Annotated in this window: 14 protein-coding genes and 1 CRISPR repeat array; of the genes, 5 read left to right on the forward strand and 9 right to left on the reverse strand. The window is 44.1% G+C overall.

Annotated features, from left to right (window positions below; all coding sequences use genetic code 11):
• Positions 1-4: 4 nt before the first annotated feature.
• A CRISPR array of direct repeats spans positions 5-1,465; the repeat unit is 30 nt; unit sequence CCCTTAATCGCACCATACAGGAATTGAAAT.
• A gap of 321 nt (positions 1,466-1,786) precedes the next feature.
• Complete coding sequence (locus GJQ68_RS23260; protein WP_202927979.1) at positions 1,787-3,136, reverse strand: YecA family protein; 1,350 nt, start codon at positions 3,134-3,136, stop codon at positions 1,787-1,789.
• 210 nt (positions 3,137-3,346) lie between these two features.
• Between GJQ68_RS23260 and GJQ68_RS19210 the strand changes: the two genes are divergently transcribed.
• A complete protein-coding gene (locus GJQ68_RS19210) occupies positions 3,347-4,147 on the forward strand; it encodes a tRNA pseudouridine synthase A (RefSeq protein WP_162418896.1) in 801 nt (266 codons plus the stop codon).
• A gap of 31 nt (positions 4,148-4,178) precedes the next feature.
• Here GJQ68_RS19210 and GJQ68_RS19215 read toward each other — a convergent pair whose 3' ends face one another.
• Complete coding sequence (locus GJQ68_RS19215; protein ID WP_162418897.1) at positions 4,179-5,657, reverse strand: SLC13 family permease; 1,479 nt, start codon at positions 5,655-5,657, stop codon at positions 4,179-4,181.
• A 199-nt stretch (positions 5,658-5,856) separates the two neighbouring features.
• Here GJQ68_RS19215 and GJQ68_RS19220 point away from each other — a divergent pair, with 199 nt between their 5' ends.
• Positions 5,857-6,366 (forward strand): DUF4494 domain-containing protein, encoded by a 510-nt coding sequence (locus GJQ68_RS19220; RefSeq protein WP_162418898.1) that lies wholly within the window; start codon positions 5,857-5,859, stop codon positions 6,364-6,366.
• 30 nt (positions 6,367-6,396) lie between these two features.
• Here GJQ68_RS19220 and moeB read toward each other — a convergent pair whose 3' ends face one another.
• On the reverse strand, positions 6,397-7,542 hold the full coding sequence (gene moeB / locus GJQ68_RS19225; RefSeq protein ID WP_162418899.1) for a molybdopterin-synthase adenylyltransferase MoeB: 1,146 nt from the start codon (positions 7,540-7,542) through the stop codon (positions 6,397-6,399).
• A 242-nt stretch (positions 7,543-7,784) separates the two neighbouring features.
• Here moeB and GJQ68_RS19230 point away from each other — a divergent pair, with 242 nt between their 5' ends.
• The 3 genes from GJQ68_RS19230 to GJQ68_RS19240 all read left to right on the forward strand — a co-directional run bounded on the left by GJQ68_RS19230 (position 7,785) and on the right by GJQ68_RS19240 (position 10,819).
• Positions 7,785-8,474, forward strand: coding sequence for a hypothetical protein (locus GJQ68_RS19230; RefSeq protein ID WP_162418900.1), 690 nt, complete (start codon positions 7,785-7,787; stop codon positions 8,472-8,474).
• A gap of 127 nt (positions 8,475-8,601) precedes the next feature.
• Positions 8,602-9,945, forward strand: coding sequence for a sugar porter family MFS transporter (locus GJQ68_RS19235; RefSeq protein ID WP_162418901.1), 1,344 nt, complete (start codon positions 8,602-8,604; stop codon positions 9,943-9,945).
• Positions 9,938-10,819, forward strand: a complete 882-nt coding sequence (locus tag GJQ68_RS19240) for a carbohydrate kinase family protein (protein WP_162418902.1) — start codon at positions 9,938-9,940, stop codon at positions 10,817-10,819. Before GJQ68_RS19235 ends, GJQ68_RS19240 begins: the two co-directional genes overlap by 8 nt.
• 22 nt (positions 10,820-10,841) lie before the next feature.
• Here the strand turns inward: GJQ68_RS19240 and GJQ68_RS19245 are convergent, their stop codons facing one another.
• From GJQ68_RS19245 to GJQ68_RS19270, 6 genes are all read right to left on the reverse strand, one after another.
• The gene (locus GJQ68_RS19245) at positions 10,842-11,912 is read right to left on the reverse strand and encodes an alanine racemase (protein ID WP_162418903.1); all 1,071 of its coding nucleotides are present in this window, start codon (positions 11,910-11,912) and stop codon (positions 10,842-10,844) included.
• Between the two features lies 1 nt (position 11,913).
• Positions 11,914-12,354, reverse strand: a complete 441-nt coding sequence (locus tag GJQ68_RS19250) for a GNAT family N-acetyltransferase (RefSeq protein WP_162418904.1) — start codon at positions 12,352-12,354, stop codon at positions 11,914-11,916.
• Positions 12,355-12,381: 27 nt separating this feature from the next.
• Positions 12,382-13,794, reverse strand: coding sequence for a sodium:solute symporter family protein (locus GJQ68_RS19255; RefSeq protein WP_162418905.1), 1,413 nt, complete (start codon positions 13,792-13,794; stop codon positions 12,382-12,384).
• A 165-nt stretch (positions 13,795-13,959) separates the two neighbouring features.
• Positions 13,960-14,709, reverse strand: a complete 750-nt coding sequence (locus GJQ68_RS19260) for a succinate dehydrogenase/fumarate reductase iron-sulfur subunit (protein ID WP_162418906.1) — start codon at positions 14,707-14,709, stop codon at positions 13,960-13,962.
• Positions 14,710-14,738: 29 nt separating this feature from the next.
• The gene (locus GJQ68_RS19265) at positions 14,739-16,673 is read right to left on the reverse strand and encodes a fumarate reductase/succinate dehydrogenase flavoprotein subunit (RefSeq protein ID WP_162418907.1); all 1,935 of its coding nucleotides are present in this window, start codon (positions 16,671-16,673) and stop codon (positions 14,739-14,741) included.
• Between the two features lie 45 nt (positions 16,674-16,718).
• Positions 16,719-17,402 carry a succinate dehydrogenase cytochrome b subunit gene (locus GJQ68_RS19270; RefSeq protein ID WP_162418908.1) on the reverse strand — a complete coding sequence of 228 codons (684 nt, stop codon included), beginning with the start codon at positions 17,400-17,402 and terminating at the stop codon, positions 16,719-16,721.
• Positions 17,403-17,661 lie beyond the last annotated feature (259 nt).

The following is a 17,661-nucleotide window of genomic DNA, read 5'->3' on the forward strand; positions in this document are numbered from 1 at the left end:
CTAACCCTTAATCGCACCATACAGGAATTGAAATAGTCTAGCAATGCTAAAGCAAAACTCCCTTAATCGCACCATACAGGAATTGAAATTACACAATGGACACTACTGTTTTGGCAGTCGTAAACCCTTAATCGCACCATACAGGAATTGAAATACTATCCCTAATATCAATTTCATGACCTTCAATAATCCCTTAATCGCACCATACAGGAATTGAAATTCTTTTTTTGAAGAGGCTCCGGCATTGGTTAAGCGACCCTTAATCGCACCATACAGGAATTGAAATTCGGTATTAGGTGCTAGATCATACGTATTGGTCAGGCCCTTAATCGCACCATACAGGAATTGAAATACAAACGAAAGGTATTCAAGAACTGGGATAAATGATCCCTTAATCGCACCATACAGGAATTGAAATCCTGTTATGTTCACAAAACATATTAAACATCCATCCCCTTAATCGCACCATACAGGAATTGAAATACAACATGAATGTTGAAGAAACGGCTATTACAGGCGCCCTTAATCGCACCATACAGGAATTGAAATACGGTTCAATTTCGAATGAATCATTTTAATACACCGCCCTTAATCGCACCATACAGGAATTGAAATCACTTAGAGGGGGCAACGGTCGAACTATCCACCAATCCCTTAATCGCACCATACAGGAATTGAAATTGCAGTGAACAGCGCAAATCCTACCTGGCTTTAAACCCTTAATCGCACCATACAGGAATTGAAATTTATTTCTGAAAGTGTAGCCCTCATGTTTTCATTAGCCCTTAATCGCACCATACAGGAATTGAAATCACCATACCAATACAGGTAACTAAACCCCCTTAATCGCACCATACAGGAATTGAAATAGGGCTTTCTCCACGGCATTTTTCTGCCAGCACAGCCCCTTAATCGCACCATACAGGAATTGAAATATATCGAAAAAGGGTTTTCTTACCTTAGACAAAACGCCCTTAATCGCACCATACAGGAATTGAAATGGCCTTCTCTATGCGCTTTTCCTTGTTCTGTTCGGACCCTTAATCGCACCATACAGGAATTGAAATAGAAAGCATGAACTCGAATCCGCTGAGTACAGAACTGCCCTTAATCGCACCATACAGGAATTGAAATATCGAATACTTTGGAGAAACTGGGAAGATTGGATTACCCTTAATCGCACCATACAGGAATTGAAATATACACTCTGAACGAGTTCCTTCGAGCTATCAGAAACCCTTAATCGCACCATACAGGAATTGAAATGTCCCTGTGCATGGCCAGCATCACGGGATTTTCACGGCCCTTAATCGCACCATACAGGAATTGAAATGTTGCTGCTTCCGCTTCAGCTTGGCCTCCGGCTTTCCCTTAATCGCACCATACAGGAATTGAAATGCACCTCCAGTACGATCTGTAGAACCAGAAATACATGCCCTTAATCGCACCATACAGGAATTGAAATTTACTTCAATACCCTTGACAATGGCAATGATGATAACCCTTAATCGCACCATACAGAGGACCGAGCGTTGAGAAAAGCCCGGGTGATGCTTTTTAGCGAGCACCTGTCCCAAGTAGCATAGCGAATCGGGAAGGCTGGATTGCAAGGCAGAGCAGAAAAAACGATCGCAATTGGAAAATCATCCGATTACTAACTCCTCCCGTTCTTACCAATCTGATATTTTTAAACCCAACCTTTCAGAACCTGGATAATACGGTTTGACCGGAAACCATTTGGACGGATTAACTGACGCAAAACTAAAAAAGAATAACTTTCCGGATTCTAATTTCCTGACGGAGGTTTTTCCCAGAAAGGGAATTCCTTATAGCAAAAGGTCAATGAACTATACCCAGCTAAATTAGGAAAAAGCATATCATAAAAATAAACCAGCGTTTCTCGCACCGCTTCCGAATCCTCATCCTCCGACATATCGCAAGCGGACAGGTATTCAGGGAAATAATAAATTGCATTTATAAAACTGAAAACGGTATTGGGATTTAGTATACCAAAGGTATCTCCTGCAACAGTTTGGATGACTTTATCCATGGTCTCTTTAGAAAAATCAAAAGGTTGTTTTAGCTTTTTACCCTTTTTGAGATCAAGATAGGCCAGCCCATACTCATAAATCATGTTGCTGTGAAACTGGGCACTTATCCAGGATATTCCACAGTGCTCATGCAAATACCTCATGTAGTTATCACTTATGGAAAAATAAAATGCAATCTTTTCCTTCTTGGTCCAGCGCAAATCAAAGTCCCATTTTTTATAAGACCTGAAAATATCCCCAAACCGGGAAGTCCAAAGAGATAGCAATTCATCCCGATTCTCAATGGAGTAGAATTCTTTCAATTGATCCACCAAATTCGACAGGTCCTCATCGGTATATTCCTTTTTCAAAAAAGGTGTTAGTTTATCGTATAGTAGGGGGATAAGAAGATCCTCTCCTCTCCATACCTCCATGGAATCCACCACTTTGGGTTTCGTTTTGGATATCAGGTAACGTAGAGGCTTGATGATATCTTTGGCGGTAAGTAAATCCACTAAATCAAATAGCTCGTCCGCATACTCGGAGGGATTAGCAACGAATGGAGTCAAATAAGGGTCTATTTCATCATTTTTCCCGATACTTATCAGCCAGGCGATAATATCCAGGTTATAATAGCTCTCTGCCTCAGCGTAAACTTCCGGAAAGCGCTTTGAATAGTCAATCAAAAACGAAACATAGTCGCTAAACCTATCTTCCCGTCTCAAGCCATTTCCCATGGAAAACACCACCCCTTCGTTGATCTCAAGATGAGGCATAAGTTCCGGATGTTCAGACATAAAGCTTTCAATATGGTTTTGAATCCTCTCCGGGCTATCCAAATCATCGTAAATATTCCACCATTCTTCCAGCAGCCTGTTTTCTTCATCGGAAATATCCGGATTCATCTGAAACGGAGGCATGTCATCATCATCATCATCAAAATCAAGAATCGAATCTTCCCAAAAATCCTCAACTGGAAACAGCTCTTCCGAGTCGCTTTCCATGCTTGCTTCGAAAATTTCCTTTTCCTCGTCCTTATGAAGACAGCACTTTTTATATTTCTTTCCACTACCGCAGTGGCAAGGATCGTTTCTTCCGATTTTCATAGCCGAATTTTTCTGAACTTCTAAATAAAGAAACTTTTTCAACATATGCTTAAAAGAAGTCGTTTTCCTATTTACTTATTGCCAGCGAGAAATAAAAAAATCCATTCCTTCCAACCCCACTCCAACACGATCTCTTATTTCGGAAAAACGACAACCACAAACCTTAGGCCTACCCTTGCACCCTTTCTTCCCAAACCGTAGTTTTACCTTATGCAAACCCGTCCCTACACTTACCTGTTTCGGATACAGTACCTGGGCCTGCGCTACCATGGCTGGCAGGTCCAAAAAGGAGTAAAAACCATACAGGGCACCCTGCAACGAAGGTTCCGCTACCTGCTTGGCCATGAAGATTTCACGCTGCTGGGAGCCAGCCGAACGGATAGTGGCGTTTCCTGCCTTAATGGAGCCTTTGAGCTTTTTTTAAAACATCCACTCGACACCGCCTCCTTCCTTCCCCATGCCAATGAAAACCTACCTCCGGATATTCGGCTGCTCAGTTGCCAGCCTGTAACTGCTTCTTTCAACATCATTCAGGATGTGTGTCGCAAACAGTACGGTTACTTTTTTTCGATCGGCGAAAAACCCCATCCCTTTCTGACCGCTACCCTGGCCTACGCGGGCAAAAACCCGAACTTGTCCCTAATGGAACAAGGAGCCGCACTTTTCCAGGGCCAACATGATTTTCGCCGCTTTTGCAGCCCCGGGAAAAATACCGAAAATTTTATCCGGCAAATCGATTACGCTGCTATCCTTCCCGTAAAGGAAGATTTACCCTGGCTTACAACAGAAAACACCTGGGTATTTAGGGTAACAGGAGCGGGTTTTCTGATGCATCAGGTAAGAAGAATGGCGGCATCCCTTTTTATGCTTGGCAACGGTGAGCTTGGCCTGGATACGCTTGAAAAAGCCTTGCAAAGTACTGAAAAAAGCCCCTTATGCCCAAAACCACCTGCCGTCGGCCTGGTACTGGAGGAGGTGACTTTCAGAACCGAAACCCTGGACATTGCTTAAATTCCCAGCAGTACTAGACGAATTCATGACATCAACGCACATATACCCAATAAATCAGCGAATACGAAGCAATCCACAGCAGTAGTATTGCAAGCAAATTCAATACAATGCCTACTTTCATCATTTCCCGCATGCCGATATACCCGCTACTAAACAGAATGGCGTTGGGAGGAGTGGAAATGGGAAGCATGAAGGCGAAACTACTTGCCATGGTAACCGGTATCGCAAATAACAATACCTCCTCCCCCAACCCATTAGCAATCCCCATGACCACCGGAAGGAAAATGGTTACAAGTGCTACATTACTCATCACTTCGGTAAGAAACAACGAAACGGCTGTGAGGGTCAGTACCAGTACCGCGACGGAAAACCATTGATTTTCGGAAATGTACCCACCTATTCCCTGAATGATTCCGGCGGCTTCCATGCCCTTAGCGAGCGACATCCCTCCTCCGAAAAGCAGTAAAATCCCCCAGGGAAGCTGCTGCATGCTCTTCCAATCCAGCAACCTCCTTCCTTGAAGTCGCGATGCCGGGATTAAAAACACCAACACGCCCCCTATCATCGCAATAATAGTGTCGTTTAGAAAAGGATTAGGCAAAAGTTTGTTTAAGGGATTTCGGAGAATCCAGAGTAGTGCCGTCATCACCAGCACGCCCGCAGTCCGGATTTCGGCAGTACTCACCGGCCCCAACGCCTGCAACTGCTCCTGAATGACTTTCGCTGACCCGGCAATATGTCCCAGTTTATTGGGATAAGCCACTTTTACCAGTAGCACATACATCAGCAAGCCCATGATAAGGCCAATTGGCAAACCAATCAGTAACCAGCGGCTGAAATCAATGGAAACCCCGTACAATTCCTGCATGTATCCTACTAAAACCACATTGGGAGGGGTGCCGATAATGGTGATCACCCCGCCAATATTGGCAGCATAGGCGATGCCTAGCATCAGGGCAAAGGCAAAATTGGAAAAGCCCTTTTTACCGGCCAGATCCGGATTGGTAGACTGAATTAACTGCAAAATGGACAGGGCAATGGGCAACATCATCACCGCAGTGGCCGTATTGCTAATCCACATGCTCAAAAACAGGGTTGCCAGGTAAAAACCCAGAATGATCCCATCCGGTCGGGTTCCGGTGAATTTGATCAGATTTAGTGCAATCCGCAGGTGCAATTGGTTGCGTTCCATAGCCAGGGCAATGATAAACCCTCCCATAAACAAATAAATGATGGGATTGGCATAGGGAGCCGTCGCTTCACCCATTTCGAAAACGCCCATCAAGGGCAATAAGATCATGGGCAATAGGGCCGTAACAGGTATGGGTACGGCTTCTGTCACCCACCAACACAACATCCAAACTCCGAGTGCAATGACGCTTCCACTCTCACCCAAGGTCCAGATAGCAGCATACTCCCCGGCAAAAAATACAGCAAACAGAAAAGGTCCCAAAAAAAGACCGAAATTATTGGCAGCAGATACGCCACTGGCATTCCCTGATACATTCATCACTGGCACTTGGTGGTTGGAAAAACACCAAAATAAGCTGAATTTTCAAGAACTACTGTAAAAAAGCGAATGATTTGACAAAAAAGTAAGGGATTCCCCTATTGGTAGGGGTTCCAAACGATTTGAAAAAAACCTTTTTTTGTTTTAGGGATTTCGGTTTACCTTCGTGGCTCCAAAGCAATTCTGAAGCGAACGAATTATGAGAACCTGGTTTTTGTGTAAAGTAAAATATGCCAAAGAAAACGAGCAGGGCCTGCTCAAAAATGTATCCGAACAATACCTGGTAGATGCTGTCTCCTTTACGGAGGCCGAAGCCCGCATATACGACATGCTCGGCAGCGTTATCCGCGGCGACTTTCAGGTAACGAGTATCGGCAAAAGCAATATTGTGGATGTGTTTTTCTACGATGATATTGACGTTTGGCACAAATGCAAGATTACCTACATCGTGGCGGATGCAGATAGTGGCAAGGAAAAAAAGGTGACTCAGTACATGCTCGTCACTGCCCACCATGTAAAAGAGGCCTACGAACGAATTTACGAGAGCCTGAACAACATGCTGGTTAGTTTTAACGTGCCCGAAGTAAGCGAAAGTCCGATCGTGGAGATCTTTCCGTATGAAAAGGATGATGAGGAACTCAATCCTGCCATCCCGGATAACTTCAAACCCCTGGAGAACCCGAATCCTGAGGAAGAGGAGGGACAATAGAAACCACCTACCTCAGTTTTCTCTGAACCCTTATTTTAAATCCTCCTGGTATTTGGCCAGGTATGCGTTGATACCTCCCTGCAGATTAAAAAGATTGGAAAACCCAAAATTATCTTCCAGGTGCTTGATGGCCTGTTCACTCCGACCACCCATTTCACAGTGGACGATCACTTTTTTATCCCTAACAATCTGTTTCGCGTAAGAATCAATGCGAGCCAATGGCACCAACTCACCACCTAGGTTGGACCGTTCGTATTCATAGGGTTCCCTAACGTCAATTAGCTGGTATTTTTCGCCTTGGGCTTGTAACGACCGAAAGGCCTCGACGGAAAGCTGCTTCACGTTGGATGCTGTATTTATCCCACAAAATGCTTCGTAATCGATCAATTTGTTGATCGAGGGCCGTTCGCCATTCAGGGGGTTTCCGCTCTTCCTCTTGATGGTAAAGTTCCTGCTGACTAAGGTCAGGGCATCGAAAAGAACTATTTTTCCACTGCTAACCTCTCCAACTCCGGTTATGATTTTGATAACCTCCAGTGCTTGCATGCTACCAATAATCCCCGGAAGCACTCCCAGGACACCACTTTCTGCACAGTTGGGCACCAATCCCGCCGGTGGGGGGCTGGGATATAAATCCCGGTAATTCGGGCCTGTATTCCCCTCTTTATCCCGGTAATTAAATACCGCCACCTGGCCTTCGAATTGATAAACCGAACCGTACACATTCGGTTTTCCAGCCAATACACAAGCGTCATTTACCAGATACCGGGTTGGGAAATTATCCGTCCCGTCGGCCACCACATCGTATCCGGATATGATTTCCAGGGCATTATCTGAAGTTAGCCGCTGTTCGTAGGTTTTAACCTGAATGTAAGGATTGATGCCTTCAAGTCTCTTTTTTGCTGCCAATACCTTGGCCTCGCCAATCTGGGAACCATCAAAAAGCACTTGCCGATGTAGATTAGATGGGGCTACCCGGTCAAAGTCTATAATTCCGATCTGTCCCACCCCTGCCGCGGCCAGGTACAAGAGCAGGGGACTTCCCAAACCGCCGGAACCAACGACCAATACCCGGGATTTTTTTAGCTTTTCCTGGGCCTCAGGCCCGAATCCGGGCAAGGCAAAATGCCGGCTGTAGTGTTCAAATTCCTTATCAGAAAAAATGTTGTTGCTCATAAGCCTATTTTCCACTCCTAAATTTCTCCATCACCTCAACCAATCTGATTCAAGAATGTACTTTAAATCTTATTAGGAATGGGAAATCCAAAATACACCGAATCACGTACATACCAATACGCAATGAATTGATAGAAATTCACTTAAAATTAAACCAAAAATTCTATTTCCAGGTTTCAAATACAGATTCTTTTATACATTGAGGTGATTTTACTAACTTGCAAGTTAAAACCGAAACTCGAATGAAAACAATTTTATTAACTTTTGTCGGCATCCTATTCTTTTTTTCGCTATCCTCCTTTGCTCAGGATAATAGGAAGGACCGACTGGGCATTGGTATCGGCCCCGCCAAAATGTACGGAGACAATACGGGCGTTCACAGCAAGTTGCAATTTAAGGTGCTTCCTGTACTGAGTTTGGATTATAGCAAAAAAATTGAAACGTTCTTTGATGTAAAAGCAACAGTTGGCTGGCAAATGATAAATAGCGGTGATTTTTACAATATGGAACAAATAGACAAGATAGCCGAATCAAATTTGCCTCATGCCTTCAAAGGAAACATCTATTTTGCGGATGTCATGCCCATTTACCATTTCAACCCTAATCAGAGCGGTTACCTACCTTCATTGATAAAGGTATATACGGGATTAGGCCTGGGGTATTACTATTCCCAAAGAACCGATGAGAAATTAATACTAAATGATCCTTCCAGAAGAACCGAGACCTATGCTGCTTCCGACGCTGGAATCTACATTCCCTTCAGGGTGGGTATTTTCAAGGATTTGAAGTCAGATGCGGACATCGGAGTAGAAGCAACTTTAGTAGTCAGCCCCTTTTCTGAACTAGATGGTAATGATCAACAGCAGAAGAGGATCAAGGCCGACATGCTCATGCAGCTCCAATTTTACTACCGGATTTTTATTGGTAAGTAAAAATCAGCGGCAGCAATACTGACCAGCTTCTCTTTTTGTTTTCTATTTCGAGATAAATTCTGTTTTCTCTTTTTAAAAAGCACATATCTGTTTAGATTTAAAAGTTATTATCGTTAGTAATTACTTTATGAAAATCAACAGTTATGTACTATTTCTTTCCGTTGTTGCGGCATTGGGAGGATTTTTATTCGGTTTTGATACCGCCGTTATTTCAGGTGCTGAAAGACAGATTCAGGAAGTTTGGGTACTGAGTGACTGGAGCCATGGCATGGCGGTGGCCATTGCCCTGTACGGAACGGTGATCGGTGCTTTATTTGGAGGCATTCCTGCCGATCGTTACGGGCGAAAATCATCGTTGATAGGTATTGGTGTCTTGTACTTCATTTCGGCACTCGGTTCCGCACTGGCACCGGAAGTCTATTCGTTTATGGTATTCCGTTTCATCGGAGGCATAGGGGTGGGAGCTTCCTCGGTAGTAGCCCCCATGTACATCAGTGAAATATCACCGGCAAAAAATCGAGGTCAACTGGTGGCCCTGTTTCAGTTTAATTTGGTTTTTGGCATTCTGGTAGCTTATTTTTCTAATTACCTGATCGACATAAGCATAGCCGTAGATAGCTGGCGCTGGATGTTGGGCGTGGAAGCCATTCCAGCTCTCATCTATACCTTGTTGGTATTAAGGGTACCGCTGAGTCCCCGATGGTTAATTGCCAAAAGGGACGACTTTGAAAACGCCGAACGGATTTTGAAGCGCACCGACCCGGAAGGGGTTTCGGAGGCCATTCGGCTAGCATTGGAAGAGAAAAAGCTCAATAGGCTAAAAGTGAGTTTTTCTGCCTTGTTTCATGCTAAATACCTAAAAATAACCTTATTAGCGATCTTCATTGCGATGTTCAATCAGCTATCAGGGATCAACGCCATCATCTATTTTGCCCCCAGGATATTTGAAATGGCCGGTATCAGTGCCGAAAGTGCCTTGCTTTCCACCGTAGGTATCGGGGCGGTTAATATGGTGGCGACCATGCTGGGCTTATTTTTAATTGATCGGATAGGTCGTAAAAAATTGATGTACACAGGATCCGTCGGATACATCATTTCCTTATGTTTGATTGCGTATTCATTTTCAGGTGGTCAAATCAATAGTAGTTATTTGCCAATCTTTGTTTTTATGTTTATCGCCTCTCATGCCATTGGACAAGGTGCGGTGATCTGGGTATTTATCTCCGAAATCTTTCCCAATGAAATACGAGCTTATGGTCAATCCATCGGATGTTTTACCCATTGGATTCTTGCTGCCCTTATTGCCAATGTATTTCCCTTCTTTGCCAACCAATTTGGCCCGGTAATCATCTTTGCTTTCTTTGCCCTGATGATGGTATTGCAGCTGTTGTGGGTGCAATTTAAAATGCCTGAAACCAAAGGCAGATCCCTGGAAGAAATTCAACAAGAATTTAGTAAAGACAATGCCTAAAAAAATTATCTGTTTCGGAGAAATGCTGTGGGATATTTTTCCAAAAGAAAGTATCGCCGGAGGAGCTCCCATGAACGTGGCCCTCCAATTACAGCATTTAGGAATGACCGTGGAAATGATTTCTAGAATTGGTGATGACAAGCTTGGAAATAAATTGATCGGCTTTGTTAAGGATTTCGGTCTTTCGGATAGCTTTATTCAAAAAGATCCTATCCACCCCACAGGAACCGTAGTCGTGAACGATCAGGAAAAGGAAAACATTCGGTACGAAATCGTCAAGCCTGCTGCCTGGGACTACATTCAATGGACCGAAAGCATGGAGAAGGAGGTGAAAAACGCCGACGCATTTATATTCGGCACCCTTGCTGCAAGAGGCGAGGAAAGTAAAGCCACCCTTGATAAATTGCTGGAAACCCCAGCCCTAAAAATTGTGGATATTAATCTAAGGCCGCCGTTCTATACTGCCGATTTAATCGAGCATTTGTTAACGAAGGCCGATGTATTGAAGATCAATGAAGACGAACTTACCCTTTTGGCTGATTTCTATGACCTTCCCAGCAAAATGGAGGCCGCGTTGGAAAAATTAAACGAGCTTTTTGATTTTGAACTAATTTGCATCACATTAGGCAGTAAAGGAGCTGCCCTTTACCAGGACGGAGAAATAATCAGCCATCCGGGGTATCCCGTTGCGGTTAAAGATACAGTAGGTGCAGGAGATGCCTTTCTGGCTGGCTTCGTGTACAAATACCTGGCGAATGATTCTCCCGAAAAGATATTGGACTTCGCCTGTGCATTGGGTGCCCTCGTTGCCACCTATTCCGGGGGTACGCCCGTATACAAAATGGAGGACATCCGGCACATTCAAAATTTGTGACCGCAGGTCCTCCTCAATTAGGTCAAACCACTCGTTTTTCGATGTAGCTGGAGTTAAGAATGGCCAACGCTCCCATGTATTTAAGTCGGAATTTGATTAAATCACCTACCTTGTATTTTTCTGGATTCTCTCCCAGGTTGATGATAAGCATATCCGAACTCGCTCCCAATATTTCAAATTCGCCGTCATCGGCAATCATGTACTTGGGATCCACGTCCAGTAGACCCAAATCCAAAATGGCTCGGTAGGAAGATTTTCCATACAGCGACTCATCAATATCTACCGTTTCACCTTGCGGATTGTTCGCCAGATTTCCGGAAGGTAACAAGGGTTTCTCCTGCATTTCGATAATCTCCGCAAAAAGTTCAAAAACATCCGGATTCATGCCTTCGATGGTTTTTTCCTCGAAAAGGTCTACTCCAAAATACAGGGTTTCCCCCACGCGAAAATGATTAACGCCCTTTGGCAGCTGTTTGTGAAGCATGAGCGGAATGGTAACAGAAGTACCTGCTGACACCCAGGGAATCTTTTTATTGAATTTCAATTCAATAATCTGCTTGTACAAAGACAATTGGATCAATTTATCGGCAGAGGGCATCACTCCGTTCAGGCAATTAAGATTGGTGCCCAAACCAATAATTTCCAGATTGGGCAGTTCAAATACTTTGGCATAAAAGTCTATCAGATGATCGCCCATGACGCCCTCCCGGAGGTCGCCTGTTTCCACCATAATAATGATCTTATGCTTTTTATTTTGTTTGACAGCTTCCTCACTTATCCACCGGATGGTATTTAGCTCACTATTTAGGCTGACATCCGCATACCTGACCATATCCGCCAGGTTTCGCTTGGACGGAGGCTTGATGTAGACGGTTTGAACCTTGGGATTGATTTCCTTTACCTTTGCCAAATTACTGATCCGGGAATCATGGATTTCGTCTGCTCCCATGTCAATCAACTCCTTAATGTATTTACGGTTGCCGCAGAGAACTTTCGAAACCACGCCCCAGGACACCTCATTGGTATCAAATTCCTTTTTCAGGAAATCAAAATTTTCTCTAAGTTTATTGCGATAAAGGTTTAAGAAAGCCATATTATTTTTTCAGTCTCATTTCCAGGTATTTATTAGTAAAACCCAGTTTTTCGTACAGTATTCTGGCCGGATTATCCGGCTCCACGTGAAGGGCAATATCTCCTTCGGCCATATCAATGGCCTTTTTCATGAGTTTTTTACCCAACCCTTTTCCTCTTTGGGAGGCATCTACGGCGATGTACACCAGAATATTTTCCGGTATATAGCCTGCCATTCCGGTCCGATTTAATACGGCCGTACCCACTATCTTACCATCCTCCCTTGCCAGGACTGCAAAGCCACCTTTTTCATCCGACTGATCCAATGCATAGTCCAGACAACGCAAGATATCCTCTTTTGGATCTCCGTATTGATCCAGGTGTTGAAACAAAAAATCGGCTACTTCGTGCTTTTGTGAAGCCGTGGCATTATCTTTTACTGAAAGTGTTTCTATTGTAGACATTTATCCGATCGCATTTAGTTTATCTTTCTATTTTTTTTCTAACCTATAAATAAGCAAAAACACTGCTAAAGATGCTAAAACTCCAAAAAAGTTGGGATCCAGACCTAATGGCAGTTCCAGGTTCAACATGGATAGAACCGCGGTGGTTCCGCCACCGATGATCATGGATGAAATCGCTGCCAGTGGAGAGCGCATATTCCAAAACAACCCTGCAATGATGGGCACCAACAGCCCGGACACCATAAAGGCATAAGAATAAAGCATCAACTCTAGCACGTTGGTCATCTGTATGGCAATGATCAGGGCCACAATACCAATTAAAAGGGTAAACAACTGACTTATGCGCATCACAAACCCATCCTTCTTAGTCTTCAGGTACCTGCCAAAAATATCGGTGGTGAGGTTTCCGGACGCAGCCATCAGACAGGAGTCTGCTGTAGAAAGAACGGCAGAAAAATAAGCCGACATCATCAACCCCATAATTCCGGGAGGAAGCACCGTGCTCAACAAAATGGGAAGGCCCATTTCCGGGTCCAGGTTTTCCTGACTTACTGCGATAAGCCCCTGCTCAAAAGCTACTTTGGCCAAAAGCCCCAGGGAAACACCCATAAAAGCCATGATGGGCCATTCAAATAAGCCCGCGATAAACCAGGCTTTTTTGGCAGATTTCACATCCGTGCTGGCAAAAATCCGCTGGTAGAGCGTCATTCCCACGAACCAAATCGGTAAGATGGTAATTCCCCAATTAGCCAGATCCTGCCAGCGCAGATTTGTCAGAGAAAAGTATTCTGCTGGCAGCGTCTCACGAATGGCCTCCCAACCTCCTACGTGAAAATAAGATACCGGAAGTCCGATAAAGATAAATCCCATCATCAATACGATCCATTGTACCGTGTCCGTGTAAATAACCGCCTTAAGTCCTCCCAGCACCGTATACACTACTGCAATGATCCCCATGATCAGCAAGGCAAGATCCAAATCCAGGGGTTTAAATGTTCCAGCTGCCAGTTTGGCACCTGCCAGCAACTGCGACGAGGTAAAACCTAAGTATCCCACAAAACAGATCACAGCAGCCACGATGCCGACTTTCCGGTCGAATAAATTTTGAAAAATCTGGGGAAGGGTGTAAAAATTTTCAAATTCAGGATTCGCCCGGACTTTGGGAATCAGCAATACAGCAGCCATCCAGGCACCCAATAGCCCCGTAAATAGCATCCAACTGCCTGAAAGGCCCATCAAAAAACCCAAACCACCCAGGCCTACCGAAAAGCCACCTCCAACATCCGTGGCCACTACCGAAAGGCCTATGTGCCAGCTCCCTATATTTCTTCCCCCCACGTAATAATCATCCTGACCGGTATTTTTTCGCATGAAGTAAAACCCCACGCCAAGCATTAATATCATGTAAATGATAAAGATGGATAAATCTACTAAAGCCATTTTTTACTGGTTAAGTCAAGAAATTGCTTCCCATTAATGCAATAAAAACTGAAAATTCCTAATCTTTTGCTCATGTTCGACGATTGGAAAAAACAATTGTCATTGGAAAGTGCATAAAAAAAAAGACCGGTTACCCGGTCTCTCTAAACTTTTTATCAGGAAAAGCTATACTTTTTCCGTACTTACAGAAGCAGCGAAATATTCCCTGTTCATTCGTGCGATATTGCTTTGCTTTATTTCCTTTGGACACTCGGCCGAACATGCTCCCGTATTAGTACAGGCACCAAAACCTTCTGCATCCATCTGTGCCACCATTTTTTCAGCACGTGCTCTTTTTTCCACCTTTCCCTGAGGCAATAAGGCCAGTTGGGAAATCTTGGCAGATACAAAAAGCATGGCAGAAGCATTTTTACACGCCGCAACACAAGCACCACATCCAATACAGGTAGCCGCATCAAACGATTCGTCCGCAATTACCTTTGGTATCGGAATTTCGTTCGCATCCGGCACTCCTCCGGTATTTACCGAAACATAGCCACCCGATTGAATAATCCGGTCGAAGGCACTTCTGTCCACCACCAGATCTTTTACGATCGGAAATGCATTGGCTCTCCAGGGTTCAATCGTAATGGTTTCTCCATCTTTAAAAGAACGCATGTGCAATTGACAAGTGGTGGTCTGCTGGGGGCCATGTGGTTGCCCGTTTATGTGCAAGGAACACATACCGCAGATTCCCTCCCGGCAGTCATGATCAAAATGTACCGGATCTTCTCCCTTGCCGGAAAGATCTTCGTTTAGCACATCCAACATCTCCAAAAAGGACATGTCTGCCGAAATACCACTAATTTTATATGTCTTAAAACCCCCTTTGTCAGAGGTGTTTTTCTGTCTCCACACTTTTAAAGTTAGATTCATGTTGTAATGAATTTTTTAGGTTCAATGAATTATTTATAGCTTCGTTGGGTAAGCTTGACATTTTCGAACACGAGCGCTTCTTTATGTAGTGCTTCGTCTTTACCGGCTCCTAAATATTCCCAGGCAGCTACATAGGCAAAGTTTTCGTCGTCCCTCAAAGCCTCTCCTTCCGGGGTCTGGTATTCGTCCCTGAAATGACCACCACAAGATTCGTTTCGGTGCAAGGCATCGTCCACCATTAATTCTCCCAATTCCAGAAAATCAGCTACCCGATGGGCTTTCTCCAACGAGAGATTTAATTCTTCTCCTGTTCCCAGTACGTTTACATCGGACCAGAATTCTTCTTTCAGAGCCCGGATCATTTCTTTAGCTTTCGTCAGGCCAGCCGCATTTCTAGCCATCCCACAGTGATTCCACATGATTTTCCCCAATTTCTTGTGGAAGTGATCCACTGTTTTACTCCCTTTGATCTCCAAGAGTTGCTTCACTCTGGATTTTACCTCTTCTTCCGCTTTTCGGAATTCCGGATGGTCTTCCGGTACCTTATCATAGGACAATCCTGCGATGTAATCACCAACGGTGTAGGGGGCTACGAAATAACCATCCGCCAATCCCTGCATCAATGCAGATGCTCCCAAACGGTTGGCACCGTGGTCTGAAAAATTCGCTTCACCCAACGCATAAAGGCCCGGAACGGTGGTCATCAGGTTATAATCTACCCATAGCCCGCCCATGGTATAATGGACCGCCGGGTATATCATCATGGGCGTTTTATAGGGGTTTTCTCCGGTAATTTGTTGGTACATATCGAATAGATTACCATACTTCCCTCTTACGGCGTCTTCTCCGTCTCTCAAGATAGCGTCTCTGAAATCCAGAAATACCGCCTCACCGGTCTCATTTACTCCCCTACCTTCATCACAGACTTGCTTCGCATTTCGGGAAGCCACATCTCTGGGAACCAGGTTTCCGAAAGAAGGATACTTGGTTTCCAGGTAATAATCCCGATCCTCCTCTTTGATATCCTTTGGCGCAATCTCTCTTTTCCGCAGCTTTTCCGCTACCTCAACGGTTTTAGGAACCCAAACCCTTCCGTCATTTCTCAAGGACTCGGACATCAATGTCAATTTGGATTGGTGATCTCCGGACACGGGGATACAGGTCGGGTGAATTTGGGTGTAACAGGGATTGCTAAAAAAGGCTCCCTTTTTGTGTGCACGCCAGGCGGCAGTGACGTTTGAACCCATCGCATTGGTAGATAAGAAAAAAACATTTCCATATCCACCGGTGCATAGCAACACCGCATGGGCACTGTGAGATTCAATGGCTCCAGTAATAAGGTTCCGGGTCACAATACCCCTGGCCTTACCATCCACCACTACTACGTCCATCATCTCTGTTCTTGGGTATAGCTTTACCTTTCCGTTGGCTACCTGCCTGCTCAATGCGGAATAGGCTCCCAGAAGCAACTGCTGTCCGGTTTGGCCTCGGGCGTAAAAGGTCCGGGACACCTGTGCACCACCAAAGGACCTGTTGGCCAATAAGCCACCATATTCTCGGGCAAAGGGAACCCCCTGAGCCACGCATTGATCAATAATATTTACCGATACCTGCGCAAGGCGATACACATTTGCTTCTCTTGAGCGGTAGTCACCTCCCTTAATCGTGTCATAAAATAAGCGAAAAACAGAATCACCGTCATTTTGATAATTTTTGGCTGCATTAATCCCTCCCTGGGCTGCAATGGAATGGGCCCTCCTGGGACTATCCTGAAAACAAAATGCTTTCACACTGTATCCCAATTCGGCTAATGAGGCCGCTGCAGAAGCTCCCGCCAAACCCGTTCCAACCACAATTATTTCGTATTTTCGCTTATTGGCTGGATTGACCAATTTAACATTGAATTTATGATTCGTCCATTTTTCGGCCAAAGGACCACTGGGTATTTTTGAATTAAGCTTCATCAATATTCAAATTTAAATTCCCTTTAATTTCAATTTTTAATCACCTCAACTGTTCTGTAAAAACATGATGATAGGTATTAGCGCAAATAACGCCGGAATAATAATGGCAAACCCCAAGCCCAATTTCTTGATGAAAGGAGTGTATTTGCTGTGATTAATGCCAAGCGTCTGGAAGGCACTGGCAAACCCATGAGAAAGATGAAAAGCTAATACCCCCATACTTACCACATAAAAAATAACATACAAAATGTTTTCATAGGCAGCCGCAACCACCGTATAACCATCTTTGTAAGTCACGCCATCATACGTCACGTAAGGAATCTCTCCAAACTTAAACTCATACCAAAACCCTCTTAAGTGTACCAAAATAAACACGAGAATCAGGGCTCCCAAAATACCCATATTTCTGGAACTCCAGGTGCTATTGGCGGAGGCGTTTGTAACCGCATATCCCACTGGCCTTGATTTTTTATTATGTCGGGTCAGGATGGCAGAATAGATAGCGTGTAACGCGATAAAGCCAAAATTCAAAATCCCTACCACCCTGATCAATGGGTTGGAAGCCATTGTTTCAGCGTAAATATTAAAGGCCTTCCCATCGTCGGGAAGAAGTAATTGCAAGTTTCCGGCTAAGTGAACCACCAGAAACAAAATAAGGAATATGCCCGTAAGGGCCATTAATAATTTCTTGCCAAGTGTACTATTCAAGGTTTTGGATACCCAACTCATAGAATTTTTCGTTATTACGGTCTGATCTAAATTATTCGATCCAAATTTACATTTGGATTCAATAGTAAACAATCAAACCCCAATCAATGCTCTTATTTTAAATAGTTCTAAATAATTCACTTAAATTTAACTGTAGAATTAACCACTAGCCAGGTTTCTTTGTTTGATAAAATATATAAACTTCAGCAATGAAGCGTTAAAGGGTTAGGAGGAGAGGATGTACGTCTCCAAACGTTTACTTTTGAGACAGCAGACACCA

Source organism: Cyclobacterium roseum (genome assembly GCF_010119225.1).
Classification (GTDB): domain Bacteria; phylum Bacteroidota; class Bacteroidia; order Cytophagales; family Cyclobacteriaceae; genus Cyclobacterium; species Cyclobacterium roseum.

What these genes read in the sequence shown, in the direction of transcription:
- GJQ68_RS23260 (WP_202927979.1), bottom strand. Translation starts at nt 3,136, where the DNA reads ATGAAAATCGGAAGAAACGATCCTTGCCACTGCGGTAGTGGAAAGAAA.
- GJQ68_RS19210 (WP_162418896.1), top strand. Translation starts at nt 3,347, where the DNA reads ATGCAAACCCGTCCCTACACTTACCTGTTTCGGATACAGTACCTGGGC.
- GJQ68_RS19215 (WP_162418897.1), bottom strand. Translation starts at nt 5,657, where the DNA reads ATGAATGTATCAGGGAATGCCAGTGGCGTATCTGCTGCCAATAATTTC.
- GJQ68_RS19220 (WP_162418898.1), top strand. Translation starts at nt 5,857, where the DNA reads ATGAGAACCTGGTTTTTGTGTAAAGTAAAATATGCCAAAGAAAACGAG.
- moeB (WP_162418899.1), bottom strand. Translation starts at nt 7,542, where the DNA reads ATGAGCAACAACATTTTTTCTGATAAGGAATTTGAACACTACAGCCGG.
- GJQ68_RS19230 (WP_162418900.1), top strand. Translation starts at nt 7,785, where the DNA reads ATGAAAACAATTTTATTAACTTTTGTCGGCATCCTATTCTTTTTTTCG.
- GJQ68_RS19235 (WP_162418901.1), top strand. Translation starts at nt 8,602, where the DNA reads ATGAAAATCAACAGTTATGTACTATTTCTTTCCGTTGTTGCGGCATTG.
- GJQ68_RS19240 (WP_162418902.1), top strand. Translation starts at nt 9,938, where the DNA reads ATGCCTAAAAAAATTATCTGTTTCGGAGAAATGCTGTGGGATATTTTT.
- GJQ68_RS19245 (WP_162418903.1), bottom strand. Translation starts at nt 11,912, where the DNA reads ATGGCTTTCTTAAACCTTTATCGCAATAAACTTAGAGAAAATTTTGAT.
- GJQ68_RS19250 (WP_162418904.1), bottom strand. Translation starts at nt 12,354, where the DNA reads ATGTCTACAATAGAAACACTTTCAGTAAAAGATAATGCCACGGCTTCA.
- GJQ68_RS19255 (WP_162418905.1), bottom strand. Translation starts at nt 13,794, where the DNA reads ATGGCTTTAGTAGATTTATCCATCTTTATCATTTACATGATATTAATG.
- GJQ68_RS19260 (WP_162418906.1), bottom strand. Translation starts at nt 14,709, where the DNA reads ATGAATCTAACTTTAAAAGTGTGGAGACAGAAAAACACCTCTGACAAA.
- GJQ68_RS19265 (WP_162418907.1), bottom strand. Translation starts at nt 16,673, where the DNA reads ATGAAGCTTAATTCAAAAATACCCAGTGGTCCTTTGGCCGAAAAATGG.
- GJQ68_RS19270 (WP_162418908.1), bottom strand. Translation starts at nt 17,402, where the DNA reads ATGAGTTGGGTATCCAAAACCTTGAATAGTACACTTGGCAAGAAATTA.